The sequence below is a fragment of the Streptomyces sp. NBC_01235 genome, assembly GCF_035989285.1.
Classification (GTDB): Bacteria; Actinomycetota; Actinomycetes; order Streptomycetales; family Streptomycetaceae; genus Streptomyces.
The window spans coordinates 7,442,011-7,461,223 of the sequence record NZ_CP108513.1 but is presented as its reverse complement, the minus strand read 5'-3'; the positions used below and the strand labels follow the sequence as shown (position 1 = coordinate 7,461,223).

Here is a 19,213-nt window from a genome sequence, read left to right as displayed (position 1 = left end):
GGAACTCTCCTTGAAGGGCCTTACTCGGGGGTTTCGTCGAGCGCGTGGCCCACCAGGGCCAGGAGGGTCTCGATCACCGAGATCCGGCGCCGCGCGTCCATGATCATGACAGGTATGTGCGCGGGGATCGTCAGCGCCTCCCGCACGTCCGCCGGCTCGAACAGCTCGCTGCCGTCGAAGTGGTTGACGGCGACGACGTACGGCAGGCCGCAGCTCTCGAAGTAGTCCAGCGCGGGGAAGCAGTCCTTCAGACGACGGGTGTCGGCCAGGACGACGGCGCCGATCGCGCCGCGCACCAGGTCGTCCCACATGAACCAGAACCGCTGCTGGCCCGGCGTGCCGAACAGGTAGAGCACCAGGTCGTCGTCGAGCGTGAGGCGGCCGTAGTCCATGGCGACCGTGGTGGTGGTCTTCTCCGGGGTACCGGTGAGGTCGTCGGTCTCCTCGCTGGCCTCGGTCATCAGCGCCTCCGTCTGGAGGGGCTCGATCTCCGAGACGGTGCCGACGAGGGTGGTCTTGCCGACGCCGAAGCCGCCCGCCACCACGATCTTCGTGGCTATGGGGGCGCGGGTGCGGTCCGTCTGCCAGGGCTGCAACGTCTCGTCGGGCTCGGGCTCGACGAACGGGGAGACGCCACGAGCGGCGTCAGAGACGACGGAGTCCACTCAGCACCCTTTCCAGCAGAGCGCGGTCGGGACGGCCCGTACCGTGAGCGGTACCGGTGCCGTACACACGGATCTTTCCCTGGTCCGCGAGGTCGCTGAGGAGCACCCGGACCACGCCGAGCGGCATCTTCAGCAGCGCGGCGATCTCGGCCACCGTGCGCATACGGCGGCACAGTTCGACGATGGCCCGCAGTTCCGGCATGACCGTGGACTTCAGCGACCCTCCCCCATAGCTCAACACATGGGAGGTACCCCCAGTCAGTTCCTTGCGTTCTTCGGGCGCTTCGAGGGCCGCCACGAAGGTCTCCACGAGCAGGACGTGCCCGAAGCGGGTACGGCCGCCGGTGAGCGAATAGGGGCGCACGCGGGCGGGCCTGCGGTCACCGCCGCGGACGGGAAGCTGCTGCCTGGCGTTCTTCGGCCCGGTGCTCATCGGACACTCCCCGCCGACTCCGACTCCAGGGATTGCCGTAGCTCGCTGCGGAGTTCCGGGGTCAGGACGTGGCCGGCGCGGCCCACGAAGAGGGCCATGTGGTACGCCACGACGCTCATGTCGCAGTCCGCGGAGCCGTGCACGCCGAGGAGCGAGCCGTCACTGATCGACATGACGAAGAGGCTGCCCTCGTCCATCGCGACCATGGTGTGCTTGACCCCGCCGAAGTCGATGAGCTTGGCGGCGCCGATGGTGAGGCTGCCGATGCCGGAGACGATGGTGGCGAGGTCGGCGGAGGAGCCGCGCGGGCCGGAGGGTTTGGACTCGCGGGCCTGACGTGCCTCGTCGTTGCGGCCTGGGTCCGAGGAGAGCAGGAGCAGGCCGTCCGAGGACACGACGGCGACGGACTGGATGCCGGGTACTTCCTCCACGAGGTTGGTCAACAGCCAGTGCAGGTTACGGGCTTCACTGCTCAGTCCGAAGGTACTGGGCGCGGTCAACTGCTTGCCTCCTCGACTGTGCCCCCCGTGTCTTCTTCGGCGTGTGCGTGTGCTTCTTGAGCTCTTTGAGGTGCCTGAGGTGCGGGAACCTTGTTCTGGCCCGTGCGTTCGGCGACTTCCGCCTCGACTTCGCGGTAGCCGGCCTCCGCCCCCCTGCGGAAGCCGCCCAGACGGCGGCGGAGGGCTTCCGCGTCGACGGAGCCGCTCCGCTGACGCGGGGCCTGTGCGGGTGTCGTGATCTTGGGGGTGCGCTTGGGGAGACCCTTGTCCGTGAGGGGCTCGTCCGAGGGCCGGGTGTGTTCCGTCTCGGCTTCGCCGTCGACGGATTCGCTCCCGCCCGCACCACCTGTGGCGCTCGCGTAGTCAAGTGCGGGTGGCCCCTGTGGAGGGTTCTCGCCGTGGGCGGCCTCGGGTTCGGGGGTGGGATCGGGGTCGGGGGCGGACGTGGGGGTGGGCGTGGGGTGTTCTTCTGCCGTCTCTCCCTGCAGGGGCGGCAGCAGCAGTTCCATCGTCGTCTCGGCCGGGGTCTCGGCCGGGGTCTCCGACTGACGTACCGCCTGTTCCGCCAGGGCGACCAGGGGGTCCCTCGGCTTCGAACGGCCGGGTAGGGCGTTGGAGTTGACCTCCGCGTCCGCGCCGGGCAGGGAGAAGGTCTGGGCGGTGGAGGAGGTCTGGGCCGTCGCCGTGATCGCGGCGGCCGGGGCCGTCGCGAGGAGCGGGATCGGCAGGACGACGACCGCCGCCACCCCGCCCTGCTTCTGGTCGCGCAGCCGCACCCGCACCCCGTGCCGGTGGGCGAGCCGGGCCACCACGTACAGACCGAGGCCGAGGCCCTCCTCGCCCTCCTGGTCGTACGGCGTCTCCGGGTCGAACTCGGTGAGGCGGGCGTTGAGGCGGCTCAACCGGTCGTCGTCGGTGATCCCGATGCCCTCGTCCTGGACGGAGAGCATGACCTCGCCGTTCTCCAGGAGCCAGCCTGAGACCTCGACGGGCAGGTCGGGCGGGGAGAACGAGGTGGCGTTCTCCATGAGTTCGGCCAGGAGGTGGGAGAGGTCGTCGGCGGCGAAGCCCGCCACGTGCGCGTGCGGGGGCAGCGCCGAGATGCGTACTCGCTCGTAGCGCTCGATCTCGCTGACCGCCGCGCGGACCACGTCCACCAGCGGGACCGGGCCCGGGTGCTGCTGGACGTGTTCCGTGCCGGCCAGGACCAGCAGGTTCTCGCTGTGGCGGCGCATGACCGTGGCGAAGTGGTCGAGCTTGAAGAGCGTGGCCAGCCGGTCGGGGTCCTGCTCGCGCTCCTCCAGGCCCTCGATGACCGCGAGTTGGCGTTCCACGAGGCCGAGGGTGCGCAGGGCGAGGTTGACGAAGGTGCCGCTGATGCTGTCGCGCAGGCCGTCCAGCTTGGCCGCGGAGTCGGCGAGTTCGGCGCGCAGTTCCTCGCGGGCGTCCGCCATCCGCTGGCGCTGGCCGACGAGGTGCTTGCGGTCGGACTCCAGGGTGGCGACGCGCTCGTGGAAGGCCACGGCGTGCTCGTGCAGGGCGTTGACGGAACGGACGACCTGGGCGAACTCGTCGTTGCGGCCGGTGAATACGACCGGTTCCTCGGCCGCCGGGTTCTCGGCCTCGGCCAGCCTCGCCGATCCCCGGCGCAGCACGGACAGCGGACGGGTGAGGCTGCGGGCCATGCCCGTGGCGACGACGACCGCCAGCAGCATCAGCGCCCCGAGGAGGGTGACGCGGAGCTCCAGGTCGGTGACGTCGTCGTCGCGCAGGTGGGCGAGGTCCTCGGTACGGTGGTTGTACAGGGAGGACTCGACCCCGCGCATCAGGTCGACGCGGGCGGAGAGCGCGGCGTCCAGCTTCTTGACGCTGGTGTCGAGTTCGCCGCCGCTCAGCACCGGCTGGTCGGTGAGGGAGGCGAGGTACGCCTCGGCGGTGTCGACGTCGCCGCCGGTGACCGTGGAGTCGTAGGAGGCCACCGCCTCCCGGGGCGCGCCCTCCCGGAAGTCGGCGAGGGCCGCGTCGGAGCGCAGCCGGGCCTGCTGCGCGGCGGCGGTGAGGGCGTCGCGCTGTTTGGTGTCGGCGTCGGTGGAGACCTTCTCGGTGGTCGACCGTCCGGTGACGGGGTCGTACTCGGTCTCGGTCTTCGTCGGCACGTTCAGCGCCGCGAGCAGCAGTCCCCGGGTCGCGGAGGCCTGCTGGACGGCGGTGTCGAGCTCGGCGAGGGCGTACGCGCCGGAGCCCGCGCGCGGCGGCATCTGCTCGGCCAGCCGGTCGACGAGGACATGGAGCGCGGTGATGGCCTCGGAGTACGCCTGGTGCGTCTGGAGCGCCGTGCTCGTGCCGGTGAGGGCCGAGCGGCGCGCGGACGGGACGGCGTCGAGGACCTCGCGCAGCGCGGCGGAGACGTCCGTCCCGGCGGTCAGCTCGCTCACCTGCCGGTCCACGCGGGCGCTGCCCTGGGTGGAGGGCGCCGCGGACTTCACGCGGCCGGCCGCGACGTAGGTGGTGGCCTCGTCGCGCTCGTCCGCCAGGGACTGGGCGAGGGCGAGGGCGTCCTGGGTCTGTTCGGCCAGGGTGACCAGGTCCTGGGAGTCCTTCAGCTGCCCGGAGGCGGCGAGGATCGAGGGGGCGCCGGCCCCGGCGATGGCGGCGGCCACCACGGCCACCGCGACGATCAGCCGGTTGCGTACATGGGTGGGGCGGCCCTTGCCGACAAGGGTGCGCTCCGCGCCCCCCTCGGAGGCCGTCTGCCTGCCTGTACGCCGAGGCCGCGTCTTCTGCACCGGTGCTCGCATTCCTGACTCGTGCTCCATGGGCCGGATATGACGCTCCGTCAACTGGTGCGTGCCTCCGGTACGGTTCCCGACCCTCCCAGTGCCGGTGGGCAGGGGTCGCGCATCGGTTGCCCCGCCACCCGAAGGAGTGAACATCGGGAGGGAGTTGGCGGGCAAGTTCCTCTGGCGTGTGCAGCGGCCCTGCCCGGCAGGCCGGTTGGACGTGGGCGGCGGGCTTTGACAGTATTCGCCGCCACGCCTTCCCGGAGTGCTTCATTCCCGCCCAAAGCAGGCGTCTGACCTGCGGTGGTACACCTGTTCGGCGAGTGATGCCAGCCTTTCGCGAAGGGTGTGAAGGGGTCGTGCAGACTGGCCGAATGCGTACGGAACTTGTGTCGGAGGCCGGCGATCGGGCCCGCCTCAACGAGGACTTCGCGAGTATCGGACTTCCCGCCTGCGGACAGGGCGGTTCGCTCGTCCTCCTGGACGGAGTGACGCCGCCGGGGGGCGGCGCGGGCTGTCTGCATTCGGTCCCCTGGTTCACCGCGCGCTTGGGCGGCGCGCTGACCGAACTGACCGTTTCACTCCCGGATGTTCCACTGGCCGAGGCGCTCGCCCTCGCCATCGCACGTACCGCTGGGACCCATTCCAAAACCTGTGACCTTTCTCACCCACGCACCCCACAGGCCGCAGTGACCCTCGCGCGCTGGTCGCCGGAGACGGTCGAGTGCCTGGTCCTGTGCGACGCGACGCTGCTGCTGGCGTCCCCGGGCGGCACGGTCACCGCCGTCCAGGACGACCGGCTGGCCCGGCTGCCGCGCGACCTGCTCAGGAGCGCCGAGGTCGTCGACGGCACGCTCCGCAACAAGGAGGGCGGGTTCTTCACGGCCGCGGCCGATCCGTCGGTGGCCGCCCGCGCGGTGACCACGGCCGTACCACGCGCCGAGGTCCGCGCCCTGGCGGCGCTCTCGGACGGGGCCACCCGCTGGACGGAGCTCTTCCACGAGGGCGACTGGTCGGACCTGCTCACCCTCGTGCGCAAGGAGGGGGCGCAGGCACTGGTGGAGCGGGTCCGCGAGCGGGAGCGGGCGGACGACGGCGCCGGGCGGGCCTTCCTGGGCCGGGCGAAGACGCACGACGACGCGACGGTGGTGTGCGTGGAGCTCTGACACGCGGAGCTCTGAGGCGTCCCCAACCTCTCAGGTCACTACAGCCGGCGCATTCGCGACCGCCGCTTCACTTCTCCATCCCCCGGTTCAGCTGCTGCAGCAGGCGCGCCAGCTCCCCGACCTCCTCGCGGTCCCAGTCGGAGAAGTGGCTGACGTACCGCTCGCGGCGGGCCTCGCGGACCCGCCTCACCCGGGTGCGGCCCTCCTCGGTGAGGTCGACCAGCCAGGCGCGGCCGTCCGCCGGGTCGGGCTCGCGGGCGATCAGACCGAGCTGCTCCAGGGCGCGCAGCTGGCGGGACATGGTGGCCTTGCCGACGCCAATGTAGGCGGCGAGTTCCGTGGCGCGCTGGCGGCCGCACTCCTCCAGCCGGACGAGGAGGCCGTAGGCGGCGGACTCCAGGTCCGGGTGGACCTCGCGGGCCATCTCGCCCTGGTTGGCGCGGGCGCGGCGCAGCAGCACCGTGAGCTCCCGCTCCAGGGACAGGAACTCCCGGTCGCCCTGCTCCACCCCGCGCGACGACGCGTCGCCGCCCGTGTCCTGGTGGTCCTGGTGATCCTCGTGCACGTCAGCACCTCTGATGTTCGCCGGTCGCTGCCATCCGCGCAGCTCTTAAGTATTTCGCAGGCACAGGCCAGAAGCGGTGCCCAGGCTCCGGCGTGGGGTGCGGCGAAGGCCCGGGTCTCCCTCACGAAACCCGGGCCCCGCCCTTCCCGCAACGTCCGTCACGCCGCCACGGGAACCTCCGGCGCCGCGCCGTTCGTGGCGGGCGCGAGCGCCAGCTCAAGGACCTGGCGGACGTCCGTGACGGCGTGGACGTCGAGCTTGTCCAGCACCTCCGCCGGGACGTCGTCCAGGTCGGGCTCGTTGCGCTTGGGGATGACGACGGTGGTGACCCCGGCCCGGTGCGCGGCGAGCAGCTTCTGCTTCACGCCGCCGATGGGCAGGACGCGGCCGGTCAGGGAGACCTCGCCGGTCATCGCCACGTCGGTGCGGACGAGCCGGCCGGACAGCAGGGACGCGAGGGCCGTCGTCATGGTGACGCCGGCGCTCGGGCCGTCCTTGGGGACCGCGCCCGCCGGGAAGTGGATGTGCACGCCCCGGTCCTTCAGGTCGCCCACCGGCAGTTCCAGTTCGGCCCCGTGACTGCGCAGGAAGCTGAGCGCGATCTGCGCCGACTCCTTCATCACGTCCCCGAGCTGGCCGGTCAGGGTCAGGCCCGCCGCGCCCGTCTCCGGGTCGGCCAGCGACGCCTCGACGAAGAGGACGTCACCGCCCGCGCCGGTGACCGCGAGGCCGGTGGCGACGCCGGGCACGGCGGTCCGGCGCTCGGCCGGGTCCTGGGCGGACTCGGGCACGTGGTGCGGCCGGCCGATCAGAGAGCGCAGGTCCTCGTCCGTGACGGTGAGCGGCAGTTCCCGCTCGCCCAGTTCGTGCTGGGCCGCGACCTTGCGCAGCAGCCGGGCGACAGTCCGCTCCAGGGTGCGCACGCCCGCCTCGCGGGTGTACTCGCCGGCGAGCTTGCGCAGCGCGCTCTCGTCGAGCGTCACCTCGTCCTTGTCCAGGCCCGCCCGCTCCAGCTGGCGCGGGAGCAGGTGGTCGCGGGCGATGACGACCTTCTCGTCCTCGGTGTAGCCGTCGAGGCGGACCAGCTCCATACGGTCGAGCAGGGCCTCAGGGATGGCTTCGAGCACGTTGGCGGTGGCCAGGAAGACGACATCGCTCAGGTCGAGCTCGACCTCCAGGTAGTGGTCGCGGAAGGTGTGGTTCTGCGCCGGGTCCAGGACCTCCAGGAGGGCGGCGGCCGGGTCGCCCCGGAAGTCGGAGCCCACCTTGTCGATCTCGTCGAGGAGCACCACCGGGTTCATCGACCCGGCCTCCTTGACGGCCCGCACGATCCGGCCGGGCAGCGCGCCGACGTAGGTACGGCGGTGGCCGCGGATCTCGGCCTCGTCGCGGACGCCGCCGAGGGCGACGCGCACGAACTTGCGGCCCATGGCGTGGGCGACGGACTCGCCGAGGCTGGTCTTGCCGACGCCGGGCGGGCCGACCAGCGCGAGCACGGCGCCGCCGCGACGGCCGCCCACGACGCCCAGGCCGCGCTCGCCGCGCCGCTTGCGCACCGCCAGGTACTCGGTGATCCGCTCCTTCACGTCCTCCAGGCCGGCGTGTTCGGCGTCCAGGACCGCCTGGGCACCCTGGATGTCGTACCGGTCCTCGGTCCGTTCGTTCCAGGGGAGTTCGAGGACGGTGTCCAGCCAGGTGCGGATCCAGGAGCCCTCGGGCGACTGGTCGCTGGAGCGCTCCAGCTTGTCGACCTCCTTGAGAGCGGCCTCGCGGACCTTCTCGGGCAGGTCGGCGGCCTCGACGCGGGCACGGTAGTCGTCGGACTCCTCGCCCTCCTGCTCGCCGTTGAGCTCGCGCAGCTCCTTGCGGACGGCTTCGAGCTGGCGGCGGAGCAGGAACTCGCGCTGCTGCTTGTCGACGCCCTCCTGGACGTCCTTGGCGATCGTCTCGGCCACGTCCTGCTCGGCGAGGTGGTCGCGCAGTTGCGAGGTGGCGAGCTTCAGGCGGGCCACCGGGTCGGCGGTCTCCAGGAGCTCCACCTTCTGTTCGGTGGTCAGGAACGGCGAGTAGCCGGAGTTGTCGGCGAGCGCGGAGACGTCGTCGATGGCCTGGACGCGGTCGACGACCTGCCAGGCGCCGCGCTTGCGCAGCCAGGCGGTGGCGAGCGCCTTGTACTCCTTGACGAGTTCGGCGACATGACCGGGCAGCGGCTCGGCGACGGTCTGGTCGATCCGCGCCCCCTCGACCCACAGGGCGGCGCCCGGCCCGGTGGTGCCGGCGCCGATCCGCACCCGTCCCCGGCCGCGGATCAGCGCGCCCGGGTCGCCGTCGGCCAGCCGGCCGACCTGCTCGACGGTGCCGAGCACACCGGTGCTCGCGTACGTCCCGTCGATGCGCGGCACCAGGAGTACCTGAGGCTTGCCGGGCGTTGAACGGGCGGCGGCCTGGGCGGCCTCCACCGCGGCGCGTACGTCGGTGTCGTTGAGGTCCAGCGGAACCACCATGCCGGGGAGCACGACCTCGTCCTCGAGAGGCAGCACGGGCAGGGTGAGCGGTGTGGACGTCGAAGCCATGATCTCCCCTTAGGCAGTCAAGTTGAGCTATGCCGACTCAATGCATGCGCGGCTTCGAATGTTCCCCGGACTGCCGCCCGTTCGCTGTGGGCGATCACGGCTGTCGGTGTGCGAGGCGATACACCTACGGCCATCGGGTAATAGATGAAGGTCGAGAGTGCTCATTACAGGGGGTTGCTGTGGACCGGATCGTACGGGCTTGGGTGGACGGCTGGGTACTGTCCCGTGGGGCCGCGCCGCCGGTGGTCGAGCCGTGGGGCTGCACCATCGACGTGGGAACGGGGCCCCATCACGTCACCCGGCACGTCCTCGGCGCGACCGGTGACGCCGTCGAGGAGGCGGACGTGCGGAAGGTGGCGGGCGCGGTGACCGGGGCGGGGGTGTGGCTGAAGGTGTTCGCGGACCCGGCGGTGGTCGGGGGCCGGCTGGGGCCGGGCTGGTGGATCGACCCCGAGCCCGGCTTCCTGATGACGGCCGCGCTCGAGGACGTCCCGCCCGACCCCGTCCCCGACGGACACCGGCAGCGCACCTGGTCGATCGGCGGCGTGACCCGCACCATGATCGTCGCCCCGGACGGCTCCCTGGCCGCGCGCGGGCAGATCGCCCCGACCGGTGCGACGGCGGTCGCCGACCAGATCGAGACGTCCCCCGCACACCGCCGCCGCGGACTCGGCGCCCTCGTCATGCGGACGCTCCAGCGCGCGGCGGTCGCGCAGGGCGCCCGGACCGGCGTGCTGGGCGCGACACCGGAGGGCCGGGCGCTGTACGAGTCGCTGGGCTGGCGCGTCGAGTCGCAGCTGACCAGCGCGAGGTTCACAGGGGACACGGCGGACGCACGGGGGTGACGTCCGGCGGCCGAAGGGGCGCACCCCTCGGTCCCGCACGACCTGGCACGCCCCTTACGCCCCCTCCCCGTACCCCGTCCACTTCCGGCATTCACCCCGAAGTACCCCTCCGCCCCGACCACAATGCGCATATGACCGATGACTGGAAGCGACGTCTCGACGCCCTCCACGCGGAACTGGTCCGCCGCGACGACCCCGTCGCCTGGGTGACGGAGGCGGACGCCGTCGAGGCCTCCCGGCGTTATCCGCACATCGCGTTGCGCGGGCCCGTCTTCGGTATCGCCGCGCGGGACCCGGCCGCCGCCGAGACGGGCTGGTGCCTGCTGAAACCGGTGGTGGACGCCATGCCCCAGCAGGCCCGGGACGGGCTGAACTCGCACCTGTGGTTCAAGGCGAAGGACGGCACCGACGATCCGGCCGTCCGGCGCGAGCTGCTGGCGGCCGTGGCCGTGCTGGAGCGGGCCCCGGCCGACGAGGTGGAGGCCCTGGGCGTGCGCTACCGGGTGGTGCGCGGCGACGAGTTCGCCCGGACCGGCGACGACGGCCTGGAGCCGCCCCGGCCCACCGACCCCGAGCCCGCGGCCCCCTCCTGGGAGGACCAGAACGCCGGCCCGTCGCCGGACGTGGGCTACGTCCTGGACCCCGGCCGGGACGAGGGCCCGATGGCGGGCGCGCTGCGGCTGGGCCTGCGCGACTTCACGTACACGGGCGTCCGTTTTCCCGCCGACGTGCGCGCGGACTCCGTGCGGGCGACCAGGACGCACCCGGACGTGGTCCGGCTGCCCGTCGGCTTCTCGGTGGCCGAACGCGAAGAGTCGGGGTGGACCCCGTGCGGATCCCTGTCGGCGACCCCGCACGAGGCCCGCCGCACGCTGTACGAGGGGATGGCCCGCGTCTGGGCGATGCTCTACCGCTTCGACGAGCGGAAGAAGGCTCTGTACGCGCGGGCCGCGGAGGCCTTCCGGGCCGCCGGCCGGGCCGACGAGGCGCGCGTGGAGGACCGGGTGTTCCGGATCTGCCGCGTCGAGCGGATGGTCCGCCTGGGCCCGGACGGCCCCGAGCCGCCCCGCCCGTCGGACGTCGACGAGTACGGCCCCATGAAGCTCCACCCGACCCTGCGCGAGGACGGCACGGTCAAGTACGACGACTAGGGCGCTTCTGACGGCTCTTGGTCTGCTGCCGGTTGACCCGATCGGCTTGGCGCGGGGCGCCTCGTGAGGCGACGGTTGCCTCGCCAGGCGCATCCGTTTCGGGCGGGGGACAACTTCAAGAGCCGTCAGAAGCGCCCTGGTGCCGTGACAGGCGACGGTTCGCCCCGGCGCGACGCCCGGCACACTCCCCCACTGCCTCAAGGGCGCGGGATGTGCCCCCACTCCCCGCACCGGCCGAAGACCCACGTACGTCGCGTACGAGGGCCTTCGGCCGGGAGGACCCCAGAGCACGCACCGGATGCCGCTCCTTCACGGGCAAACGGTGCCTGCCACGGCACCAGGACCTGCCCGGCCCCGGTACGACCTGGGGGTGACAGGGGCTCGGAGCGCCCAAGGGGGTGGCGCGGACGGGCGCGCCGTCCGCGTGCGCCCGCAGGGCGGTCGCCGGCAACGCGGCCTCGCCCGGCCCCTTCCGTCGGTCCAGTGGCGTGATGCCCAAGGCGACCGCTCAGGGGGATACGGCGACTTGGACCGACGACCACCACCGAGGCCCGCGTGATCACATGGAACGAGTGTCCACCGTCCGGCCGGGACGACGCCGCACCCCACCACGGCACGCTCGCCGCCCTGGACGCGGCAGGCGGCTACGCCGCGTTCACCCGGCCGGAGGAGTGAGCGCGACTCCAGCGCCGCACCCACGGCCAGGTGGCGACGCCTATCGCCAGCGCGAACAGGTGGCCCCAGTTCGTCATCGGGTCGGTGAAGGCGATCAGGTCCTGCAACAGCATCCCGCCGAAGGCGGCGAGCAGGGGCCAGCGCAACCAGGGCTTGAGCAGTCCCGCCAGGGCGCCGACGCTCGCGGCGACACCGAAGCTGATGCCGTAGTCGAGGCGGTGCAGCGAGCTGTCGGGCAGCCTGCCCACGAGCACGGCCAGGCCCACCGGGACCTCGGTCGCGAGAGTGGCCAGGACATGCCCGAGCAGGAAGACGACCGCCGTACGGACGCCGCCCATGCGCCGCTCCAGGGCGGTGAGGACGACCAGGAAGCCGAGCGTGAACGGCGAGGCGAAGCCGCCCGCCACCCACAGCGCGCTGGCCACCAGCACCAGCACCGGCGTCTGCCACAGGTGCGCCACGTCGGTGCTGGAGCCCTGGTGCAGGGCGTACACCAGGGCGGGGTCGGCGTGCTCGGCGAAGAACGAGGTGACGGCGAGGACGGCGGCGTACGCGAGGGTGAAGGGAGCGGGGATGCGGAACCGGGGGCGGGGGGCGGGGCAGGGACCCGCCCCGAGCGGCGGCTCGGCGATTCGGGGGGCGCGCTGGCCCGGGATGCCGTCCAACAGCCCGGAGACATCGGGCAGCCCGGAGACGTCGGGCAAGGGCGGGCTCGTGGCCGGTGCCGTGCTTTCCACCGTGACGCGCTCCTTCCGTTTCACCCCACCCTTCGCGGCCCGCCCGTCCGCTGTCTGTGACCGACGCCACGCCTGCGTCTATTCACAGAAACCTCTGAGAGTTCTCTCCGCTGTTTCTCATGCACTCCGAACCCACTCCGAACCCACTCACTCCGAACCCACTTCGAACCCACTCCGAGCCTTTTGCGAACAGACGTGCGTCAATCCCACCCGTCGCGCACGCAATTCCCTCAACAAACCGTCACGGAGGTGCCAGGATGGACCGATGCCCATCCCGTACGACATCCCCGGCGCACCCGAAGTCCTGGACCGCCGCGAGGGCCCCTACGGTGAGGTCGTCCTGCGCAGGCACGGGGAGTTGCTCCAGATCATCGCCAACGGCTGCTTCCTGATGGACACCTCGGACGGCCGTTCGGAACGACTGCTGGTCGACGCCGCGCTGGCCGCGCTGAACACCCGCCCCGGCAGCAGCCCTTCGCCCGGCCTGCTCATCGGCGGCCTGGGCGTCGGCTTCTCCCTCGCGCACGCCGCCGCCGATCCCCGCTGGGGCGACGTCACGGTCGTGGAGCGCGAGCGCGCCGTCATCGACTGGCACCTCGACGGCCCGCTGTCCGCCGTCTCCGGGCCAGCGCTCGCCGACCGCCGGACGAAGATCGTCGAAACGGATCTGCTCGACTACGTCAATGAGACATGCGACACGTTCGACGCGGTGTGCCTCGACATCGACAACGGGCCCGGCTGGACCGTCACCGAGGGCAACGGCAGCCTGTACTCCGCGGCCGGACTCGCAAGCTGCGCACGGGTGTTGAGACCTGGTGGCGTACTCGCGGTGTGGTCGGCCCAGCCCTCTCCGGAATTCGAGGGAACCTTGGGGAATGCCGGGTTCCAACAGGTGCGTACCGAAGAGATCCCGGTTGCCCGAGGCGTGCCGGACGTTGTGCACCTCGCCGTCCGACCTGGATAGCAAAGCCGTGGTGACTCGCCGTACGCTGCACCCCTGACGCCGATCATTTACGCGTCAACCGCAGTCATGCGCAGACAAGGGATCACCCCACTGGTTCCGGAAAGCACACTCAGGGGCGGGCCATGGAGCAGACACACACCGCACACAACAGCACGGCGACGGCGACTCCGGGAGCGCAGCGGCGCGTCCTGGTGGTCGAGGACGACCCGACGATCGTCGACGCCATCGCGGCCCGCCTGCGCGCAGAGGGATTCCTCGTGCAAACGGCGGGTGACGGCCCGGCGGCCGTCGACACCGCCGAGGCCTGGCAGCCAGACCTGCTGATCCTCGACATCATGCTGCCCGGCTTCGACGGTCTGGAGGTCTGCCGTCGTGTGCAGGCCGCCCGTCCGGTGCCGGTGCTGATGCTCACCGCGCGCGACGACGAGACCGACATGCTGGTCGGGCTCGGCGTGGGCGCCGACGACTACATGACCAAGCCCTTCTCGATGCGGGAGCTGGCGGCACGCGTGCACGTGCTGCTGCGTCGGGTGGAGCGGGCCGCGATCGCGGCCACCACGCCCCGCAGCGGGATCCTGCGGCTCGGCGAGCTGGAGATCGACCACGCGCAGCGCCGGGTGCGGGTCCGCTCGGAGGACGTGCACCTCACGCCCACCGAGTTCGACCTGCTGGTCTGCCTGGCGAACACCCCGCGCGCCGTGCTCTCCCGTGAGCAGCTGCTGGCCGAGGTCTGGGACTGGGCGGACGCCTCCGGCACCCGCACGGTCGACAGCCACATCAAGGCGCTGCGCCGGAAGATCGGCGCCGAGCGGATCCGCACCGTGCACGGTGTCGGGTACGCGCTGGAGACCCCGACGCCATGAGCTCCGGGCCGGACGGACCGAGAAGCCCCGCTCCCGGCCCCGGGGAGCCGTGGGGCGGCGTGCGCCCGTTCTCGATCAAGACGAAGCTGGGTGCGCTGGTCGTCATCTCGGTGCTGATCACCACCGGGCTGTCGATGATCGCGGTGCACACCAAGACGGAGCTGCGCTTCATCACGGTCTTCTCGATGATCGCCACACTGTTGATCACGCAGTTCGTGGCGCATTCGCTCACCGCGCCGCTGGACGAGATGAACACGGTGGCCCGGTCCATCTCGCACGGCGACTACACCCGCCGGGTGAGCGAGAACCGCCGTGACGAGCTGGGCGACCTGGCCCAGACGATCAACGTCATGGCGGACGAGCTGGAGGCGCAGGACCGCCAGCGCAAGGAGCTGGTGGCCAACGTCTCGCACGAGCTGCGCACGCCCATCGCGGGCCTGCGCGCCGTCCTGGAGAACGTGGTCGACGGCATCGCCGAGGCGGACACCGAGACGATGCGCACGGCCCTGAAGCAGACGGAGCGGCTAGGGCGTCTGGTGGAGACCCTGCTGGACCTGTCCCGCCTCGACAACGGCGTCGTCCCCCTGCGCAGACGGCGTTTCGAGGTGTGGCCGTACCTGTCCGGGGTGCTGAAGGAGGCCAACATGGTCGCCTCGGCGCGGGCCACCATGGGCTCGGGCGGCAACCACACCCGCACGGACGTCCATCTGCACCTGGACGTCACCCCGCCGGAGCTGACCGCGCACGCCGACCCGGAGCGCATCCACCAGGTCGTCGCCAATCTGATCGACAACGCGGTCAAGCACAGCCCCCCGCACGGACGGGTGACGGTGAAGGCGCGTCGGGGCACGCTGCCGGAGTCTCTGGAGCTGGAGGTCCTGGACGAGGGCCCCGGCATTCCGCGCTCCGAGTGGCACCGCGTGTTCGAGCGGTTCAACCGCGGGGCCGTCCGCCGGCCGCACGGCCCGGGCAGCGACGGCGGTACCGGACTGGGGCTCGCGATCGCCCGCTGGGCGGTCGATCTCCACGGAGGCCGGATCGGAGTGGCCGAATCCGAGCGGGGTTGCCGGATTCTTGTCACTCTTCCGGGAGAGTCATCCGTACCAAGTTGACGTAAAGTTCGAACCGGAGCCACAAGATCCACCGGTGTTCGCGCAGTCGGACACGTGTGATCAGGCAGCGGACCGTCCCAGGTCGGCGCGGGTCGGCACGCTCGGGCGTGCGCGACCCGCATCACCACACCCTCTTGACGTGCAACCGCGCTTGTTTCCCGCCATTTCCACCGCCGAAACACACTTTCCGATGTGACTTACGCGACGATGCACCGGCCCGGCCTGACCTTCCCCCTCCAGGGGGCGTAGCCTTTATTCCCGCTGTCCATCACCTTGTGAAGCGGAAGAGGGCGGTTGCCGCCGTGTCGCCACAGTCCCCCAGTAACGCATCGAGCATCTCGACCGACGCAGACCAAGCGGGCAAGAATCCCGCGGCCGCGTTCGGACCGAACGAGTGGCTCGTCGACGAGATCTATCAGCAGTACCTCCAGGACCCGAATTCGGTAGACCGTGCCTGGTGGGACTTCTTCGCCGACTACAAGCCGGGGGCGGCCGCGCCCTCGGCTCCGGCGGGTACTGCGGCCGCGGGGGCCGCAGCGACCACCACCACGCCACCGGCGCCCGCCGCCCCGGCAGCTCCGGCTCAGCCGGCGCCCGCCGTTCCCGCGCCGGCCCCGGCCGCCGCCCCGAAGCCCGCGGCCGCGGCCCCTGCTCCGGCGCAGGCGGCTCCGGCCGTCAAGCCGCCGGCCGCCGCGAAGCCCGCGCCCGCCGCCGCGGCTTCCGCCGCCCCCGCGGAGGGCCCTGAGTTCGTGACGCTGCGCGGCCCGTCCGCCGCGGTCGCCAAGAACATGAACGCCTCGCTGGAGCTGCCCACGGCCACGTCCGTGCGTGCGGTCCCCGTGAAGCTGCTGTTCGACAACCGCATCGTCATCAACAACCACCTCAAGCGCGCCCGGGGCGGGAAGATCTCCTTCACGCACCTGATCGGCTTCGCGATGGTGCAGGCCATCAAGGCCATGCCGTCGATGAACTGGCACTACGCGGAGAAGGACGGGAAGCCCACCCTCGTCAAGCCGCCGCACGTCAACTTCGGCCTGGCCATCGACCTGGTGAAGCCGAACGGCGACCGCCAGCTCGTCGTCGCCGGCATCAAGAAGGCCGAGACGCTGAACTTCTTCGAGTTCTGGCAGGCCTACGAGGACATCGTCCGCCGCGCCCGCGACGGCAAGCTGACGATGGACGACTTCACCGGCGTCACGGTCTCCCTGACCAACCCCGGCGGCCTCGGCACCGTCCACTCCGTCCCGCGCCTCATGCCCGGCCAGTCGGTCATCATGGGCGTCGGCTCGATGGACTACCCGGCGGAGTTCCAGGGCACCTCCCAGGACACCCTGAACAAGCTCGGCATCGCGAAGGTCATGACGCTCACGTCGACCTACGACCACCGGGTCATCCAGGGCGCCGCCTCCGGCGAGTTCCTCCGGATCGTCGCGAACTACCTCCTCGGCGAGAACGGCTTCTACGACGAGATCTTCGAGGCGCTGCGCATCCCCTACGAGCCGGTCCGCTGGCTCAAGGACATCGACGCCAGCCACGACGACGACGTCACCAAGGCCGCCCGGGTCTTCGAGCTGATCCACTCCTACCGGGTCCGCGGCCACGTCATGGCCGACACCGACCCGCTGGAGTACCGCCAGCGCAAGCACCCCGACCTGGACATCACCGAGCACGGCCTCACCCTGTGGGACCTGGAGCGCGAGTTCGCCGTCGGCGGCTTCGCCGGCAAGTCCCTGATGAAGCTGCGCGACATCCTCGGCGTGCTGCGCGACTCGTACTGCCGCACCACCGGCGTCGAGTTCATGCACATCCAGGACCCCAAGCAGCGCCGCTGGATCCAGGACCGCATCGAGCGCGCCCACACCAAGCCGGAGCGCGAGGAGCAGCTGCGCATCCTGCGCCGCCTGAACGCCGCCGAGGCCTTCGAGACGTTCCTGCAGACCAAGTACGTCGGTCAGAAGCGCTTCTCCCTGGAGGGCGGCGAGTCCGTCATCCCGCTGCTGGACGCGGTGCTGGACTCGGCCGCAGAGTCGCGGCTCGACGAGGTCGTCATCGGCATGGCCCACCGCGGCCGTCTGAACGTCCTGGCGAACATCGTCGGCAAGTCGTACGCGCAGATCTTCCGGGAGTTCGAGGGCAACCTCGACCCGAAGTCGATGCACGGCTCCGGCGACGTGAAGTACCACCTGGGCGCCGAGGGGACCTTCACCGGCCTGGACGGCGAGCAGATCAAGGTCTCGCTGGCCGCGAACCCGTCCCACCTGGAGACGGTCGACCCGGTCATCGAGGGCATCGCCCGCGCCAAGCAGGACATCATCAACAAGGGCGGCACGGACTTCACCGTCCTGCCGGTCGCCCTGCACGGCGACGCGGCCTTCGCGGGCCAGGGCGTGGTGGCCGAGACCCTGAACATGTCGCAGCTGCGCGGTTACCGCACGGGCGGCACGGTCCACATCGTCATCAACAACCAGGTCGGCTTCACCGCCGCCCCGGAGTCCTCCCGCTCGTCGATGTACGCGACGGACGTGGCGAGGATGATCGAGGCCCCGATCTTCCACGTGAACGGCGACGACCCGGAGGCCGTGGTCCGCGTCGCGCGGCTCGCCTTCGAGTTCCGTCAGGCGTTCAACAAGGACGTGGTGATCGACCTCATCTGCTACCGCCGCCGCGGTCACAACGAGTCGGACAACCCGGCCTTCACCCAGCCGCTGATGTACGACCTGATCGACAAGAAGCGCTCGGTGCGCAAGCTGTACACCGAGTCCCTCATCGGTCGCGGCGACATCACCCTGGAAGAGGCCGAGCAGGCGCTGCAGGACTACCAGGGCCAGCTGGAGAAGGTCTTCACGGAGGTCCGCGAGGCCACCGCGCAGCCCGCCGCCGGCGACTCCCACGAGCCGCAGGACAACTTCCCCGTAGCGGTGAACACCGCCGTCTCCGCCGAGGTCGTCAAGCGCATCGCCGAGTCCCAGGTCAACATCCCCGACTACTTCCACGTCCACCCGCGTCTGCTGCCGCAGCTCCAGCGCCGGGCGTCGATGGTCGAGGACGGCACGATCGACTGGGGCATGGGCGAGACCCTCGCGGTCGGCTCCCTCCTCCTGGAGGGCACCCCGGTCCGGCTGTCCGGCCAGGACTCCCAGCGCGGCACCTTCGGCCAGCGCCACGCGGTCCTCATCGACCGCGAGACGGGTGAGGAGCACACCCCGCTCCAGTACCTCAACGAGGACCAGGCCCGCTACAACGTCTACAACTCCCTGCTGTCCGAGTACGCGGTCATGGGCTTCGAGTACGGCTACTCGCTGGCCCGCCCCGACGCGCTCGTGATGTGGGAGGCGCAGTTCGGCGACTTCGTCAACGGCGCCCAGACGGTGGTCGACGAGTACATCTCGGCGGCCGAGCAGAAGTGGGGCCAGACGAGCGGCGTCACGCTCCTCCTCCCCCACGGCTACGAGGGCCAGGGCCCGGACCACTCCTCGGCCCGTGTCGAGCGCTTCCTCCAGCTCTGCGCCCAGAACAACATGACGGTCGCGATGCCCACGCTCCCGTCGAACTACTTCCACCTCCTGCGGTGGCAGGTGCACAACCCGCACCACAAGCCGCTGGTCGTCTTCACCCCGAAGTCGATGCTGCGTCTGAAGGCCGCCGCGTCGAAGGCGGAGGAGTTCACGAGCGGCCAGTTCCGCCCGGTCATCGGCGACACGACGATCACCGACCCGGCGGCCGTCAAGAAGGTCGTCTTCTGCGCCGGCAAGGTCTACTACGACCTGGAGGCCGAGCGTCAGAAGCGCGGGGCCACGGACACGGCGATCATCCGCCTCGAGCGGCTGTACCCGCTGCCCGGCGCCGAGGTCCAGGCGGAGGTCAACAAGTACCCGAACGCCGAGAAGTACCTCTGGACCCAGGAGGAGCCGGCCAACCAGGGTGCCTGGCCGTTCATCGCCCTGAACCTGATCGACCACCTGGACCTCGCGGTCGGCGCGGACGTGCCGCACGGCGAGCGTCTGCGCCGCATCTCGCGCCCGCACGGCTCGTCGCCGGCCGTGGGCTCGGCGAAGCGGCACCAGGCCGAGCAGGAGCAGCTGGTCCGTGAGGTGTTCGAGGCGTAGTCCTCACTCAGCACGGGCGAAGGGCCCGGCCCCCGGAGGTTTCCGGGGGCCGGGCCCTTCGGCGTGTCGGGCGGCTCG

At 71.2% G+C, this 19,213-nt stretch carries 14 protein-coding genes; 7 read left to right on the top strand and 7 right to left on the bottom strand.

The window, feature by feature from the left end:
- Positions 1–20 precede the first annotated feature (20 nt).
- From OG289_RS33665 to OG289_RS33650, 4 genes are read right to left on the bottom strand one after another with little or no spacing between them, the layout of a single operon-like run.
- The gene (locus OG289_RS33665) at positions 21–665 is read right to left on the bottom strand and encodes a GTP-binding protein (protein WP_327317806.1); all 645 of its coding nucleotides are present in this window, start codon (positions 663–665) and stop codon (positions 21–23) included.
- Positions 646–1,098 (bottom strand): DUF742 domain-containing protein, encoded by a 453-nt coding sequence (locus OG289_RS33660; protein ID WP_327317805.1) that lies wholly within the window; start codon positions 1,096–1,098, stop codon positions 646–648. Before OG289_RS33660 ends, OG289_RS33665 begins: the two co-directional genes overlap by 20 nt.
- Positions 1,095–1,598: a roadblock/LC7 domain-containing protein gene (locus OG289_RS33655; RefSeq protein ID WP_327317804.1), complete on the bottom strand. Its 504-nt coding sequence runs from the start codon at positions 1,596–1,598 to the stop codon at positions 1,095–1,097. Before OG289_RS33655 ends, OG289_RS33660 begins: the two co-directional genes overlap by 4 nt.
- Entirely contained in the window at positions 1,595–4,384 is a 2,790-nt protein-coding gene (locus OG289_RS33650; protein WP_327317803.1) for a sensor histidine kinase, read from the bottom strand. Before OG289_RS33650 ends, OG289_RS33655 begins: the two co-directional genes overlap by 4 nt.
- A 368-nt stretch (positions 4,385–4,752) precedes the next feature.
- On the opposite strand from OG289_RS33650, the gene OG289_RS33645 reads away from it, so the two are divergent.
- On the top strand, positions 4,753–5,544 hold the full coding sequence (locus tag OG289_RS33645; protein WP_327317802.1) for a hypothetical protein: 792 nt from the start codon (positions 4,753–4,755) through the stop codon (positions 5,542–5,544).
- Between the two features lie 67 nt (positions 5,545–5,611).
- On the opposite strand, the gene OG289_RS33640 is transcribed toward OG289_RS33645, so the two are convergent.
- On the bottom strand, positions 5,612–6,109 hold the full coding sequence (locus OG289_RS33640) for a MarR family winged helix-turn-helix transcriptional regulator (RefSeq protein WP_442818989.1): 498 nt from the start codon (positions 6,107–6,109) through the stop codon (positions 5,612–5,614).
- A 158-nt stretch (positions 6,110–6,267) separates the two neighbouring features.
- On the bottom strand, positions 6,268–8,682 hold the full coding sequence (lon, locus tag OG289_RS33635; protein WP_327317801.1) for an endopeptidase La: 2,415 nt from the start codon (positions 8,680–8,682) through the stop codon (positions 6,268–6,270).
- Positions 8,683–8,861: 179 nt separating this feature from the next.
- Between lon and OG289_RS33630 the strand changes: the two genes are divergently transcribed.
- Both OG289_RS33630 and OG289_RS33625 read left to right on the top strand, forming a co-directional pair.
- Positions 8,862–9,527 carry a GNAT family N-acetyltransferase gene (locus tag OG289_RS33630; protein ID WP_327317800.1) on the top strand — a complete coding sequence of 222 codons (666 nt, stop codon included), beginning with the start codon at positions 8,862–8,864 and terminating at the stop codon, positions 9,525–9,527.
- Between the two features lie 131 nt (positions 9,528–9,658).
- A complete protein-coding gene (locus OG289_RS33625) occupies positions 9,659–10,678 on the top strand; it encodes a DUF5954 family protein (protein ID WP_327317799.1) in 1,020 nt (339 codons plus the stop codon).
- Positions 10,679–11,322: 644 nt separating this feature from the next.
- Here the strand turns inward: OG289_RS33625 and OG289_RS33620 are convergent.
- Positions 11,323–12,090: a rhomboid-like protein gene (locus OG289_RS33620; RefSeq protein ID WP_327317798.1), complete on the bottom strand. Its 768-nt coding sequence runs from the start codon at positions 12,088–12,090 to the stop codon at positions 11,323–11,325.
- 265 nt (positions 12,091–12,355) lie between these two features.
- On the opposite strand from OG289_RS33620, the gene OG289_RS33615 reads away from it, so the two are divergent.
- From OG289_RS33615 to OG289_RS33600, 4 genes are all read left to right on the top strand, one after another.
- The gene (locus OG289_RS33615) at positions 12,356–13,054 is read left to right on the top strand and encodes a spermidine synthase (protein WP_327317797.1); all 699 of its coding nucleotides are present in this window, start codon (positions 12,356–12,358) and stop codon (positions 13,052–13,054) included.
- Positions 13,055–13,176: 122 nt separating this feature from the next.
- Positions 13,177–13,917, top strand: coding sequence for a response regulator transcription factor (locus OG289_RS33610; RefSeq protein WP_310433446.1), 741 nt, complete (start codon positions 13,177–13,179; stop codon positions 13,915–13,917).
- The gene (locus OG289_RS33605) at positions 13,914–15,029 is read left to right on the top strand and encodes a sensor histidine kinase (RefSeq protein ID WP_327317796.1); all 1,116 of its coding nucleotides are present in this window, start codon (positions 13,914–13,916) and stop codon (positions 15,027–15,029) included. The genes OG289_RS33610 and OG289_RS33605 overlap by 4 nt, the downstream gene beginning before the upstream one ends.
- Before the next feature lie 302 nt (positions 15,030–15,331).
- Positions 15,332–19,135 (top strand): multifunctional oxoglutarate decarboxylase/oxoglutarate dehydrogenase thiamine pyrophosphate-binding subunit/dihydrolipoyllysine-residue succinyltransferase subunit, encoded by a 3,804-nt coding sequence (locus OG289_RS33600; RefSeq protein ID WP_327317795.1) that lies wholly within the window; start codon positions 15,332–15,334, stop codon positions 19,133–19,135.
- Positions 19,136–19,213 lie beyond the last annotated feature (78 nt).